This window comes from Methylobacterium sp. Leaf102 (assembly GCF_001422425.1).
Classification (GTDB): Bacteria; Pseudomonadota; Alphaproteobacteria; order Rhizobiales; family Beijerinckiaceae; genus Methylobacterium.
Genome location: NZ_LMMX01000041.1, coordinates 79,263 through 92,532, shown reverse-complemented (window position 1 = coordinate 92,532; position 13,270 = coordinate 79,263). Strand labels below are relative to the sequence as shown.

The window sequence follows — 13,270 nt, the reverse complement described above, 5'->3', positions numbered from 1 at the left end:
TCCCTGCTACCGTCGAGAGCTCCGTCATGTTGAATCAACTTCGCCCCGCCCTCGTGCTCCTCATCGCCCTCGGGGTGATCACCGGGCTCGCCTATCCCCTGGCGATGACCGGCCTCGCGGGCGCCCTCTTCCCGGCGCAGGCCGCCGGGAGCCTGATCGAGCGCGACGGACGGATCGTCGGCTCCCACCTGATCGGGCAAGCCTTCACCACCGAGCGCTACTTCCAGGGCCGTCCGTCTGCGACCAGCGCCGCCGACCCGGCCGATGCGGGCAAGACCGTCCCGTCGCCCTACAATGCGGCGAACTCCTCGGGCTCGAACCTCGGCCCGACCAGCGCCGCGCTGGCCGAGCGCGTGCGCGCCGACCTTGCGGCGCGCCGGGCCGAGAACCCGGGAAGGAGCGTGCCCGTCGACCTCGTCACTGCGAGCGGTTCCGGCCTCGATCCGGACCTTTCCCCGGACGCTGCCCTGTTCCAGGTGCCGCGCGTCGCGCGGGCGCGCCGCCTGCCCGAGGACCGGGTTCGGTATCTCGTGCAGGCCCGCGTCCAGGGGCGCCTGCTCGGAATCTTGGGCGAGCCGCGGGTGAACGTGCTCGCCCTCAACCTCGCCCTCGACGACCTGCGGCCGGAGTGACCAGAGCCGGATGAGCCGCCCCCCGAAGAAGGTCCCCCCGCGCGACCCCGACCGGCCCTTGCCCGACGCACTGCTGGAAGCCGCGCGCCGGGAGGAGGGCCGCCGCGGCCGCCTCAAGATCTTCCTCGGAGCGGCGCCCGGCGTCGGCAAGACCTACGAGATGCTCACCGTCGGTCGCGCCCGGCTCAGGGCCGGTACCGACGTCGTCGTCGGCCTCGTCGAGGCACATGGACGGGCCGAGACCGAAGCCCTCGTGGCGGGCTTCGAGGTGGTGGCGCGCCGGGCGGTCCCGTATCACCGCACGGTCCTGGACGAGCTGGATCTCGACGCACTCCTCGCGCGCCGGCCGGGCCTCGCCCTCGTGGACGAGCTCGCCCACACCAACGCGCCGGATTCGCGTCACCCGAAGCGCTACCAGGACGTGGAGGAACTCCTCGATGCCGGGATCGACGTCTACACCACCCTCAACATCCAGCACGTCGAAAGCCTGAACGACGTCGTCGCTCAGATCACCCGCATCCGCGTCCGAGAGACGGTGCCCGACGGCATTCTCGACCGCGCCAACGACATCGAGGTCATCGATCTCAATCCGGACGACCTCATTCAGCGTCTGAAGGACGGCAAGGTCTACGTGAAGGCCAACGCCGAGCGCGCCCTGCGCCACTACTTCTCCCGCGGCAACCTCACGGCCCTGCGCGAGCTGGCGCTGCGCCGCACCGCCGACCGGGTCGACGACGAGCTTCTCAACCACATGCGGGCCAACGCCATCGCGGGTCCGTGGGGGGCCGGCGAACGGGTGCTCGTCTGCGTCAGCGAGGATCCGCGCTCCGCCGGCCTCGTGCGCCACGCCAAGCGCCTGGCCGACCGGCTGCACGCCCCCTGGACCGCCCTCACGGTGGAAGGTCCGCGGAGCCTCGCCCTCGACGAAGCGGCGCGCGACCGCATCGCCGACACCCTGCGGCTGGCCGACCGCCTCGGGGGCGAGACCGTGACCCTACCGGGCGGACGCCGGATCGCCGACAGCATCCTCGCCCATGCGCGCTCCGCCAACGTCAATCACATCATCCTCGGCAAGTCCGACCGCTCGCCACTGTTCGAACTCCTCAACGGCTCGGTGGTGCACGACCTCGTCCGACGCTCCGGGACCATCAGCATCCACGTCATCGCGGGCGAAGCTGCCGCTCCGGTTCCGGTCACGACCGTCGCCACTGAACCGACGAAGCGCACGTTCGAGTTCGTGCCCTACGGAGTCGGCCTTCTCGCGACCGCCGCGTCCCTCGCCCTCGCCCTCTTGGTTGAGCCGTATCTCGGCGTTGAGAACGCCGACCTGATCCTGCTCACCGCCATCGTCGCCGTCGCCGTACGCTTCGGCCTCGGGCCCTCCCTCGCCGCCGTCGTCGCCGCCTCGCTGTCGTACAACTTCTTCTTCCTGCCGCCGGTCTACACCCTCACCATCGCGGACCCGACCAACATCGCCGCGTTCCTGCTGTTCACTGCAGTCGCCGTGGTGGTCTCGAACCTCGCCTCCCGTTCGCGGCGGGACGCCCTGGTCTCGCAGGGGCGGGCCCGCGCCACGGAGCGCCTCTACGGCTTCAGCCGCACGCTCGCGGGCTGCGGCACCCTCGACGACGTGCTGTGGGCGACGTCGGCCCAGGTGGCGGCGATGCTGAAGGTCCGGGTCGTCATCCTGCTGCCTCAGGACGGGGCGGTCACGGTCCGGGCCGGCTTTCCGCCCGAGGACACCCTCGATGCGGCCGATCTCGGCGCCGCGACCTGGGCCTTCGACAACGAACGCCCGGCGGGCCGGGGCGCTGATACTTTGCCGGGCGCGCGACGGCTGTTCCTGCCCATGCGCACCGGCCGCGGCGGCATCGGGGTGATCGGGCTCGACGCCGACGGCGGCGGGCCGATCCTTTCGCCCGAGGGACGGCGACTGTTCGATGCCCTCGCCGACATGGCGGCCCTCGCCATCGAGCGCGTCCGGCTTGTGGAGAGCCTCGACCGGGCCGAGCGCGCCGCGGAGACCGACCGGCTGCGCCAAGCCCTGCTGACCTCCATCTCGCACGACCTCCGCACGCCGCTCGCCTCGGTGCTCGGAGCGGCCACGACCCTGCGCGACCTCGACGATGCGCTCCCGCGCGACGCCAAGGCGGACCTTCTCGAAACCATCATCGCCGAAGCGGAGCGACTGAACCGCTTCATCGTCAACCTGCTCGACATGACCCGCCTGGAAGCCGGGGCGGTGGCCGCGAGCCTGACGCAGCAGGACCTCGGCGAACTCGTCGACACCGCCCTGCGCAGGCTCGGGCTGACCCTTGCCGGACACCGCGTGATGCTCGATGTGCCAGCCGCCCTGCCTGCCCTCCGGCTCGATCCCGTCCTGTTCGAGCAGGTGATGGTCAACCTCCTCGACAATGCCGCCAAATACGCACCGGAAGGGTCCGCGATCACGGTCGCGGGTTCGGTCGAAGGGGAACGGGTGCGCCTCCAAATCCTCGACGAAGGCGACGGCATGCCCGAGGCCGAGGTCGAACGGGTCTTCGACAAATTCTACAGGGTTCGGAAATCCGACAGTGTCCGGGCCGGAACGGGGCTCGGACTCGCCATCGCACGCGGCTTCGTCGAAGCGATGGGCGGGACGCTGACGGCCGCCAACCGGCGCGACCGGCTCGGCGCCGCCTTCACCATCCTACTGCCCGTTCTACCGTCGGACCGCGCGAAGGACGACCACCCGGCATGAGCGTGAACATCCTGGTCATCGACGACGAACCGCCGATCCGGAAGCTCCTGCGCATGGGCTTGGCGACGCAAGGGTACGCCATCTGCGAAGCGCCGAACGCCCGTACCGCCCTCGACATCCTGGCCCGCGAGAAGGTGGACCTGATCATCCTCGACCTCGGCCTGCCCGACATGCGGGGGCACGATCTGCTCCGGACCATTCGCAAGGATCACCGCGATCTGCCCGTCGTGGTTCTTTCGAGCCGCGACGACGAGGGTGGCAAGGTCGAAGCCCTCGATCTCGGCGCCGACGATTACGTGACGAAGCCCTTCGGCATGGGCGAGTTGCTCGCACGCATCCGTGCGGCCCTGCGCCACCAGCTCGCCGTCCAGGGCGAGCGGGCCGTGTTCGAAGTCGATGGTCTCAGCGTCGACCTCGTGCGCCGCATCGTCCGCGTGGGGGGCGCGGAGGTGAAGCTGACGCCGCGCGAGTACGATTTCCTGCGGGTCCTGGTTCAGCATGCCGGCAAGGCACTGACCCACGCCCAGCTCATGAACGCGGTCTCGACCTCATCCGACCCGCAATACCTGCGCGTCTACATCCGCCAGCTTCGCCAGAAGCTGGAGGCCGATCCCGAGCGGCCACGCATCCTTCTGACCGAGACCGGCGTCGGCTACCGCCTGCGGGCCCCCGATGATTCCGCCTGACGATTCCGATGCGCGTCCCCCTCCCTGTCCGCATCGCCTCGGTCCGTGGCGGGTGGGTGTCGGCGGTGAAGGGCCGGTGCCGGTTCGCGCTATCGCAGACGCAGCGATCCTCGCCTCGACACGGCCGCCCGGCACATCGGTGCTTCTTCGGCGTCGGCTGAAGGAGGCATGAGGACGACTGCGATGTCCAAGCTCGAAAGCGAGGATCGGGAGACGTTGCCCGAAAGGAAATTCGCTCTGCCGGGCGAGCGCAAGTATCCGATTGAGGACAGGTATCCGATCGAGGACAAGGCCCACGCGCGGAACGCCAAGGCTCGTGAGGCCCAGCAGGACGAGCGCGGCAACCTCTCGGCCGCCGACCATAGGCGGGTCTATGCCAGGGGCGATACGGTGCTCGGCAAGGAGTAGCGCGGCGAGTGGCCGGATCTCGTCTGGCCTTCCGGTGGTCATGGCAGTCGCAACAATGGGGCGCCTCAAACCATCGTGTCGCGCGAACTCGCCATACCCGATGGCGCGGTCGTGACGGTTAAATCGATACAGGGCGGCCCCCAACAGCACATCGTTCCGAAAGAGGGCCCAACGCCCGCCCGCCATGCGTCGCTTCGTCGATGGGGTGCTTGTGTCGGTGAGACGCGTCGTCGGTGGCGGAGCGACGAGCTTCGGCCCCCCTGAAGCCTCCTCATCCGCAGGATCGAACGCCGTCGATGCGATCGCGCCGCTATTTCTCGAAGCGCGCCTGCAGGTTGTGGCCATGCAGCTTTGCCGACAGGGTGACCTTCGCGCCGGCCGCCAGGGGGACCGTCAGGGGGCCTATGAGTTTGTTCGGCGCGGCTCCCTTCAGCGTCACGGTCTCGGTCTTGCCGCTCCGCAGCACGAAAGCCTTGGCCGTCAGGCCCGCCGTGTCCACGGGCCTGCCGTCTTCGTCCGAGATGAAGAAGGTCAGATCCGTGTCGGAACTGACGAACTCGATGGGGTGGCCGTCCACGACGGTGGTGGGTCCCCCGTTCGGACCGGCGGCCCGTGCGGGAAGAGAGACGGCCAGGAGCGCGGCAAAGGTCGTGGCGATGAGGGGGCGCATGAAATTCTCGCTGTCTCGTGGAGGTGGCGGATTCAGAAGGCCTCGGCCGGCGTACCCCGGGGGGCGACCGTGGAACTCCGTGCGGCATGGGCTTCGGCACGCAGGCGTTCCAGCGGCTTACGGCCGAAGGTCAGGAACAGGATCGGGGTCAAGATCGTGTCGAGCAGGGTAGCGCTGATCAGGCCGCCGAAGATCGTGACGGCGACCGGATGCAGGATTTCCTTGCCCGGCGCATCCGCACCGATGAGGAGCGGCGCCAGCGCGACCCCTGCGGAGAGCGCGGTCATGAGCACCGGCGTGAGCCGCTCGAGGCTGCCGCGGATGACGAGGTCCGGCCCGAAGGGCAGTCCCTCCTGGATCGCCAGGTTGAGCCAGTGGCTGATCTTCAGGATGCCGTTGCGCGTCGCGATACCCGTGAGGGTGATGAACCCGATCATCGAGGCGACCGACAGGGGCTGCCCGGCGATCCAGAGGGCGGCCACCGAACCGATCAGGGCGAGCGGAATGCTGCCCAGGATGATCAGCGTAAGGACGACGGAGCGATAGCGGCTGAAGAGGAGCGTGAAGACCAGCGCCAGCGAGAGCAGCGAGAGCAGGCCGATGGTGCGGCTCGCCTCCGCCTGGGCCTGGAACGAGCCTTCGAGATGGGTGACGTAGCCGTCGGGCAAGTTGGCGGCACCGATCTGCTCCCGGATGCCGGCAACGACCTTGCCCATGTTGGCGCCGGCCGCCGTGTTGGCCTGCACGACGATGCGGCGGCGGGCATTCTCGCGCAGGATCTGGTTCGGTCCGTCCGTCTCGCGGATATCGGCGATCTGCCGCGCCGGGACCCAGCCGGATGGGGTCTCGATGAGGAGATCGCCGAGGCGCTGGGTGGTGCGCTGCGTGTCGGACAGGCGCATCACCACGTCGAAGCGGCGATAGCCGTCGACGACCCGCGAGACGACCTGGCCGTTCGACAGGCGGCTCAGCTGCTCCACCAGGGCCGCGGGCTGCACCCCGTAGAGGGCGGCCCGGGCGTAGTCGACGCGGATTTCCAGCTGCGGGATCAGCACCTGCTTCTCGACCTGCAGGTCGGCAATGCCGGGGATACCGGACATGCGCCGGCGCAGGTCTTCGGCAACCGTGCGAAGGGTGTCGAGGTCCTCTCCGAACACCTTGAGGGCGATCTCCGCCCGTACCCCGGAGAGCATGTGGTCGAGGCGATGCGAGATCGGTTGACCGACATTGACGTTGACCGGCAGGACCGCGAGCCGGTTGCGGATATCGGCGACGAGCTCCGACTTCGAACGGGCACCGGGCTTCAGGTCGATCTCGAGATCAGACGAATGGACGCCCTCGGCATGTTCGTCGAGCTCGGCCCGGCCGGTGCGCCGGCCAACGGAGAGCACGTCCGGAATGCCCAGGAGCATGCGTTCGGCCAGGAGCCCGACCCGGTTGCTCTCGGTGAGCGAGATGCCCGGGTTGAAGGTCATGTTGACGGTGAACGAGCCTTCGTTGAACGGAGGCAGGAAGGCCCGGGGCAGGAACGTCGCGGCGATTCCGGACAACGCCACGGCGAGGGCCGCGAGGACCATGATCGGGCGGCCGTTGCCCAAGGCCGGGCGGAGCAAAGCGGCGACGCCGCGCTTGAGACCCCGGATCAGGCCGCTCTCGTGTTCGTCGAGGCGCTTCAGCCCCGGGAGCAGGTAATAGGCCATCACGGGCGTCAGGGTGATGGAGACGACGAGGCTCGCGAGAATCGAGATGATGTAGGCTTGGCCCAGCGGCGCGAACAGACGCCCCTCGATGCCCGACAGGGCGAACAGGGGCACGAACACCAGCACGATGACCATCGTCGCGTAGACGATGCCCGAGCGCACCTCCTGCGAGGCCGAGACCACCACGTCGAACACCGAGCGCGGGTTGCCCTCGGCCCGGTTCTCCCGAAGGCGCCGGAAGATGTTCTCGACATCGACCACGGCGTCGTCGACGAGTTCGCCGATGGCGATGGCGAGTCCGCCCAGCGTCATCGTGTTGATGGACAGCCCGGCGAAGTGAAAGATCACTGCGGTGGCGAGAATCGAGACCGGGATCGCCGTGAGAGAGATCGCCGTGGTCCGGACGTTGAGCAGGAAGGCGAACAGCACCAGAGCCACCACGACGATGGCCTCCATCAGGACCGTTTCGACGTTGCGGATCGAGGTCTCGATGAAGTTCGCCTGCCGGAAGATGAGCCGGTCGGCCCGTACGCCCTTGGGCAGGGAGGCGGTGATATCCTTCAATGCGCTCTCCACGGAAGCCGTCAGCTGCACGGTGTCGACACCGGGCTGCTTCTCGACGGAGACCACGACGGCGGGGGCACCCATGTAGCCGGCGTCCCCGCGCTTCACCTTGGCGGCGAACGACACGTCGGCGACCTGGCGGAGGAAGACCGGCTTCTTCTCGACCGTCGCCACGACCATGTTGCGCAGGTCGTCGAGGTTCATCGTCCGGCTGAGGTTGCGGATGAGATATTCGCGGGCGTACTGGTCGGTGAAGCCACCGCCTGTGTTGATTCCGAACTGAGCGAGCGCCGTCTCGAGCTGGCCGTGGGTGACTCCGAGCGCTCGCAGGGCCGTTGGCTGGGGTGCGACCCGGAACTGACGTACCTCGCCGCCCATCGGGATGACTTGAGCGACACCCGGAATGGACAGGATGCGCGGCCGGATCGTGAAGTCGGCGATCTCGCGCAGCTGCATGGCCGACACGGTGTCGCCCGTCACCGCCACCATCACGATCTGCCCCATGATGGACGAGATCGGACCCATCATCGGATTGACCGTGGGCGGCAGCTGGGTCCGCGCCATCGCGAGGCGTTCCGAGACCTGCTGGCGATTGCGATAGATGTCCGTGTTCCAGTCGAACTCGACGTAGATGACCGACAGGCCGACCCCGGAGACGGAGCGGACGCGGGCGACGCCCGGAAGCCCGTTCATCTGCGTCTCCAGCGGGAAGGTGACGAGTTGCTCGACTTCCTGCGGGGCGAGGCCTTCCGCCTCGGTCATGATGGTGACGGTCGGACGGTTGAGGTCCGGGAAGACGTCGACGGGAAGCCGGATCGCGGTGAACGCGCCGTAGACGACCAGCACGGCGGCGACGGCCAGAACGACCAGGCGGTTTCGCAGGGATTGCGTGACGAGGAAGGTGAACATGGCGCCGGCTCCTTCAACGAACCTGATTGAGGAGTTCGGCGCCCTGGGTCACGATCCGCTTGCCTGGACTCACCCCCGACACCACCAGCAGGCGGGTGGCGTCGAGGGGCTCGACCTGGACCTCACGCGGCTCGAATCGCTCGGGCTGCGTGTGCTCGTAGACGATGTTCTGCCCGTTCGAGCCACGGACGACGCTGGCGCGGGGCAGCGCCAAGCCCTTCTGCTGCGTATCCGTCGCCGCCAGCACCGTCACGAACTGGCCCGTGCGCAGTTCGGCCGGCGCATCCTGAACGGCGAAGTGCATGGGCACCGCCTGACTGCGGTCGGCAAGTCCTGCGCCCATGTATTTCAGCGTCAGAACCCGGCCGTCCGCGAGGCGGGCCGTGGCGTCCTGGGTGCTCGCGAGGGCGTCGAAGCTCAGCGCTTCGACCCAGAGCCGCGCGGGATCGACGATATGGAACACCATCGCGCCCGGGCTCGCCATCTGCCCGGCGACGGCATTGGCTTCCGCGACGACGCCGGAGACCGGCGCCACCAGCGCCTCGGGCTGCTGACGGACGCCGTCGAGGGCGACGCGGCGGTCCGTCAATCCCTTCAGTTCGGCCTGCGCGTCGTCGAGCTGAACCTGTGAGACCGAGCCGCCCGGCGCCAGCTTGCGGAAGCGATCGACCCGCCGTTCCATGATGGTGATCTGCTGATCGAGTTCGCCCTGACGCTGGCGCATGTCGGAGACGTCGACCGCCTGGACCGGCGGGGTCACGGTCGCCAGCACCTCGCCCTTCTTCACCCGCGTGCCGAGACGCGGAAAGGCCTCCGAGGCCGGCGGCGACAGGCGGCCTCCGACGGACGACTGGACGACGCCGCTGCCGTTCGGATCGGCGATGATCCGACCGGGCAGCTCGGTCGTCCGGGCCAGGAGGTCGGAGGCCGTGACGATGGTCCGGACGGTCAGGATGCGCTGGGTGGGTTTGGGCACGAACACCGAGCCGTCGGGCATGCGCTGGGCCAGATCCTGGGCGCCGGCCGACGCCATGGGCATCCCGGTCGCGGCGCTCTCGCCATGGTCGTGCTCCTCATGCGCGAAGGCCGGCGGACCGAACAGCAGACCGGCGGCCAGCACGAGGATGCCGAGGGCCGGAGCGAGCCGCCGGCCTCGGACCAAGAGAGTCACCACCACGCCGAGGAGGAACCCGGCGCCGCCGATGATCATGGCGAGCGGGTCGGCCTGCCCAAGGTGCTGGCGAAAATCGTGAGCCACGGCGAGCCCCGCCGCCCAGGCCGGGGTGCCTGCACCGGCCGGGGCGACCGGCGGTACGGGAACGGTCAGGGTGACGGGGAAGGTGTCCGAGGCACCGTTCGTCGTGACGGTGAACGGGACATCGTACTCGCCCGGCTTCTCGCTCCAATGCGCGTCGAGGCGGTAGCTCCCATCGGCAGCGGCCGTCACCGTCGCGGTTCCCTCCGGAGTCTCCGCCGTCACCGAAGCGTCCGTCACCGGCTCGTTGGTCGACACCCGGTCGACGAACACGGTCACGGTGCCGTTTCGGGCAACCGCGACCAGCTCGAGGCCATCCGTCGATGAGGTGCCGCGAGGCGCCTGGGCGGCGGGCGCGGACTTTCCCGCATCGCCGTGGTCGTGCCCCTCATGTGCCCGGGGCGTCGCCGACCAGAGGCCGAACGTCAGAACCGCCGCCCCGAGGGCAGCCGGAAGCCGAATTGTCATCGTGTCGAAACCTTGCAGGATGGGACGGTCGCCGCACCCCAAAGGGAGGCGGCGTCAGGCGCGTCTCACACGAAGGATCGAGGTGGTTCCGCCAGAGCCTCCAGCACTGCGCTCGGATGCGCCCGATCCGTTGCCGGCATCACGCGCCCTGACTTTTCCCAGACGCCATCCACCGTGCCGGAGGCTTGAACAGCCAGGACCGGGCAGGAACAGCAGCCCGGGCAGGTCTCCGGCGCCGCGGCTTTGCCTTCGTGCCCGGCCGCCGGCATTTCGGACGAGGCGTGGTGCCGGGTCGGGTGATCCGAATCAGCTCGTCCTAAGCCTACGGCGGATGCCGCCGCACTTGCTCCGCCCAGCGGATGGGTGTGTCCGGCATGGCCAAGGACCATACCCATCACCATGACGGCGAGAACCGCGACCCGAAGGATCGTGGTGAGCAGCCGCGAGGGGAGTGAAGGAAGGTGCATGGCGGGAGGAGGCTAGCACATCGCGTTCTTGGACACAGCTCCCGTGTCGACGGATCACGCGACGGTCGGCAGACGCCTCTTCAGAAATTCGCGTGATGCGGGTTGGAATGCGAAAGCCGATGATCGGATCGGCGCCCGCGAGACCGAATTTTCGCGGACCCGCGGCCGACGCCCGGCATATGGGCTGGCCTAGCGCATCGGGGCGGCCTTGGCGGCCTCCATTTACCAGGGCCCGTTGCGGTGATGCCGGCATCCGAGTTCCGTCATCGTCTTCGATCGGGGGATATGCGTCGCGGCGGGTGGCCGGACATCTTCGGTCGGCCCCGGGTGCGTGGAGGCCTGCTCCGCCGTCTCCGCGGTGGGAAATCGCGTCATTCCGCGCTCATCGCTGTCCAATCACTTCAAGGTGCTCCGCGAGGCCGGCGTGATTCGCAGCGAGCGTCACGGCGTCGAGATGCGGAATCACTCGCGTTGGCGCGAAGTCGAGGCGCGATTTCCCGGATTGCTCGCCGCCCTCATCAACGCCTACGCCGCCGAGGGGGGACCAAGCCTGACCGGCGCGTGACCGGGAACGTGCGCGATTTCGTCAGTCCCGTCGCAACGTCGCTTCGGTCGATCCCTCGACGCGGCTGCCGCCGAAGATCACCTGCTGCCGGAGCGGGGGCCGTGCCAAGCGATAGATCAGGCGCGGCTCGGCAGGCGCACTCACGGCATCGAGACCGGCGCGATGCTCTGAGGACAGCGCGAGTTCGAGGGCCGCTATATTGTCGGCGACCTGAGCCGCCCGGCCGACGCCCATCAGGGTCGAAGCGACGCCGGGCCGGCCCACGACCCAGGCCAGGGCGACCCGCGCGGGTGATTGTCCGATCTCGTCCGCCACCCGGCGCACCGCCTCGACGATCTCCCAGTTGCGAGGCGTGAACAGGCTGTCGCCGAACGGGTTGGCACCATCGAGGCGCCTGTCGTCGGCCGGACGGACTTCTCCCGCCTTCGCCGCGTCCCTGGGCAGGCCAGACCCACGCGATGACGCCGCAGCGACGGTTGCGCGATCGTATTTGCCCGTCAGGAGCCCGTAGGCGAGGGGCGACCAGGGCACCATGCCCATGCCGAACTCGGCCGCGAGGGGAATATGCTCGTCCTCGACGTCCCGGTTCACCAGGGAATAGAAGTACTGGAGCCCGATCGGCCCGGGGAGGCCACGCACGGAAGCGAGTGTCGCGAGCTTGGCTGCGTACCAGGCGGGGGTGTTCGACACGCCCCAGTGGCGGATCTTGCCCACCCGAATGAGGCCACTCATCGTCTCCAGCAGTTCCTCGGCCGGCGTGATCCCATCCCACACGTGGACCCAGTACAGGTCGATGAAATCCGTCTCGAGACGTCGTAGGGACCCATCGATCGCCGTGTGGATGTGTTTGGCCCCGCAACCCCCCGCATGCGGTCCGTTTCCCGCAGCGAATCCGAACTTGGTCGCAACGACGATTCGGTCGCGCAGGCGGCGCTCCTTGACGAAGCGACCGACCATCGCCTCGCTGGTGCCGTTCGCGTAGACGTCGGCCGTATCCACGAAATTGCCGCCCGCCTCGACATAGGCATCGAACACGGCGCGGCTGCTGTTCTCGTCGAGGCCCCATCGCGCGGTTCCGAAGGTCATGGTGCCCAGCGCCAGCGGGCTCACTGCCAGCCCCGACCGACCGAGTGCCCGGTAATGCGTCAGATCCATTTTTATGCTCCCCCGATGAAGTCACCGAGCATTAGCGCCACGTCGTGGGGGGCGATAAGCCGGATCGGACGGCATGGGTCTGTGAACGGGATGCAGCAATGCGACGCGGTGAACTCGATGATCTCGCGGCCTTCGCGGCAGTGGCGCGCACCCGCAGTTTCACCCGGGCGGCGGCCGAGATCGGGCTGTCGCCCTCCGCCCTCAGTCATGCGATGCGCGGACTGGAAACGCGTCTCGGCCTACGCTTGCTCGCACGGACGACACGCAGCGTCGCTCCGACGCCCGCGGGCGAACGATTGCTGCGCTCCCTCGGGCCGGCATTGGAGGAGGTTGCGCGCGGCCTCGCGGCCCTGGCCGACTGGCGTGGTGAGCCGTCCGGCACTCTCCGATTGACCACGTTCGCCTTCGGCGCCCGAACGGTGCTCGAACCGTCCCTTCCCGGCTTTCTCCTCGCCTATCCGGCGGTCTCCGTCGAAGTGGTCGTCGATGATCGTCTCGCGGATCTCGTCGCGACGGGCTTCGACGCCGGAATTCGTTTTGGGGATTCGGTGGAGCGCGACATGGTCGCGGTCCGCGTCGGCCCGGACCTGCGCACGGTCGTGGTCGGAACACCTGCCTACTTTGCGGGTCACGCCCGCCCTGCGGTCCCGTCCGACCTCGAGGCGCATCGTTGCGTCAACTACCGGCTCGTCGGCGGCGGCGGCCTCTTGCCGTGGGAGTTCACCCAAGGCGGACGCGAGGTCCGCGTGCGCGCCGGCGGACAGTTCGTCGGGAACGACGGTGCGCTGGCCGGCGCTGTGGTGCGGGCGGGCGCGGGCCTCGGCTACATGCTGGAATGCGACGTGGCCGCCGATCTCGCCTCCGGCGACCTCGTGCAGGTGCTGGACGATTACTGCCCGCCGTTTCCCGGCTGCCATCTCTACTACCCGAACCGGCAAGTGACGCCTGCCCTGCGTGCTCTGGTCGAGACGCTCCGCTGGACGGGCGAAACATCCGCTTGAGCGAGACCGCGGGGCGGGCGACTGGCGCCTGCGCGTCGGTTCGCCCCGGC

9 protein-coding genes and 1 pseudogene are annotated in these 13,270 nt (G+C 68.8%); 6 read left to right on the top strand and 4 right to left on the bottom strand.

Annotation, left to right across the window (positions count from 1 at the left end):
• The first annotated feature begins 26 nt into the window (after positions 1–26).
• The 4 genes from ASF27_RS21045 (at position 27) to ASF27_RS21030 (ending at position 4,466) form a co-directional block, all read left to right on the top strand.
• The gene (locus tag ASF27_RS21045; protein WP_056363310.1) at positions 27–632 is read left to right on the top strand and encodes a K(+)-transporting ATPase subunit C; all 606 of its coding nucleotides are present in this window, start codon (positions 27–29) and stop codon (positions 630–632) included.
• Positions 633–642: 10 nt separating this feature from the next.
• The gene (locus ASF27_RS21040; protein WP_056363308.1) at positions 643–3,372 is read left to right on the top strand and encodes a sensor histidine kinase KdpD; all 2,730 of its coding nucleotides are present in this window, start codon (positions 643–645) and stop codon (positions 3,370–3,372) included.
• A complete protein-coding gene (locus ASF27_RS21035; protein WP_056363304.1) occupies positions 3,369–4,058 on the top strand; it encodes a response regulator transcription factor in 690 nt (229 codons plus the stop codon). The genes ASF27_RS21040 and ASF27_RS21035 overlap by 4 nt, the downstream gene beginning before the upstream one ends.
• 183 nt (positions 4,059–4,241) lie before the next feature.
• Entirely contained in the window at positions 4,242–4,466 is a 225-nt protein-coding gene (locus ASF27_RS21030; protein WP_056363397.1) for a hypothetical protein, read from the top strand.
• A gap of 310 nt (positions 4,467–4,776) precedes the next feature.
• On the opposite strand, the gene ASF27_RS21025 is transcribed toward ASF27_RS21030, so the two are convergent.
• The 3 genes from ASF27_RS21025 to ASF27_RS21015 are packed head-to-tail and all read right to left on the bottom strand — an operon-like array spanning position 4,777 to position 10,032.
• Entirely contained in the window at positions 4,777–5,136 is a 360-nt protein-coding gene (locus ASF27_RS21025; RefSeq protein ID WP_056363301.1) for a hypothetical protein, read from the bottom strand.
• 32 nt (positions 5,137–5,168) lie between these two features.
• The gene (locus tag ASF27_RS21020) at positions 5,169–8,309 is read right to left on the bottom strand and encodes an efflux RND transporter permease subunit (protein WP_056363298.1); all 3,141 of its coding nucleotides are present in this window, start codon (positions 8,307–8,309) and stop codon (positions 5,169–5,171) included.
• A 13-nt stretch (positions 8,310–8,322) separates the two neighbouring features.
• The gene (locus tag ASF27_RS21015; protein WP_056363394.1) at positions 8,323–10,032 is read right to left on the bottom strand and encodes an HlyD family efflux transporter periplasmic adaptor subunit; all 1,710 of its coding nucleotides are present in this window, start codon (positions 10,030–10,032) and stop codon (positions 8,323–8,325) included.
• 792 nt (positions 10,033–10,824) lie between these two features.
• Here ASF27_RS21015 and ASF27_RS21010 point away from each other — a divergent pair.
• Positions 10,825–11,064: pseudogene (locus ASF27_RS21010) on the top strand (helix-turn-helix domain-containing protein); the annotation flags it as partial.
• Between the two features lie 21 nt (positions 11,065–11,085).
• Here the strand turns inward: ASF27_RS21010 and ASF27_RS21005 are convergent.
• The gene (locus tag ASF27_RS21005) at positions 11,086–12,219 is read right to left on the bottom strand and encodes an aldo/keto reductase (protein ID WP_056363290.1); all 1,134 of its coding nucleotides are present in this window, start codon (positions 12,217–12,219) and stop codon (positions 11,086–11,088) included.
• A gap of 98 nt (positions 12,220–12,317) precedes the next feature.
• Between ASF27_RS21005 and ASF27_RS21000 the strand changes: the two genes are divergently transcribed.
• Positions 12,318–13,220, top strand: a complete 903-nt coding sequence (locus ASF27_RS21000) for a LysR family transcriptional regulator (protein ID WP_056262331.1) — start codon at positions 12,318–12,320, stop codon at positions 13,218–13,220.
• Positions 13,221–13,270 lie beyond the last annotated feature (50 nt).

Coding starts and splice junctions, on each gene's coding strand:
- ASF27_RS21045 (WP_056363310.1), top strand. CDS start 27: ATGTTGAATCAACTTCGCCCCGCCCTCGTGCTCCTCATCGCCCTCGGG.
- ASF27_RS21040 (WP_056363308.1), top strand. CDS start 643: ATGAGCCGCCCCCCGAAGAAGGTCCCCCCGCGCGACCCCGACCGGCCC.
- ASF27_RS21035 (WP_056363304.1), top strand. CDS start 3,369: ATGAGCGTGAACATCCTGGTCATCGACGACGAACCGCCGATCCGGAAG.
- ASF27_RS21030 (WP_056363397.1), top strand. CDS start 4,242: ATGTCCAAGCTCGAAAGCGAGGATCGGGAGACGTTGCCCGAAAGGAAA.
- ASF27_RS21025 (WP_056363301.1), bottom strand. CDS start 5,136: ATGCGCCCCCTCATCGCCACGACCTTTGCCGCGCTCCTGGCCGTCTCT.
- ASF27_RS21020 (WP_056363298.1), bottom strand. CDS start 8,309: ATGTTCACCTTCCTCGTCACGCAATCCCTGCGAAACCGCCTGGTCGTT.
- ASF27_RS21015 (WP_056363394.1), bottom strand. CDS start 10,032: ATGACAATTCGGCTTCCGGCTGCCCTCGGGGCGGCGGTTCTGACGTTC.
- ASF27_RS21005 (WP_056363290.1), bottom strand. CDS start 12,219: ATGGATCTGACGCATTACCGGGCACTCGGTCGGTCGGGGCTGGCAGTG.
- ASF27_RS21000 (WP_056262331.1), top strand. CDS start 12,318: ATGCGACGCGGTGAACTCGATGATCTCGCGGCCTTCGCGGCAGTGGCG.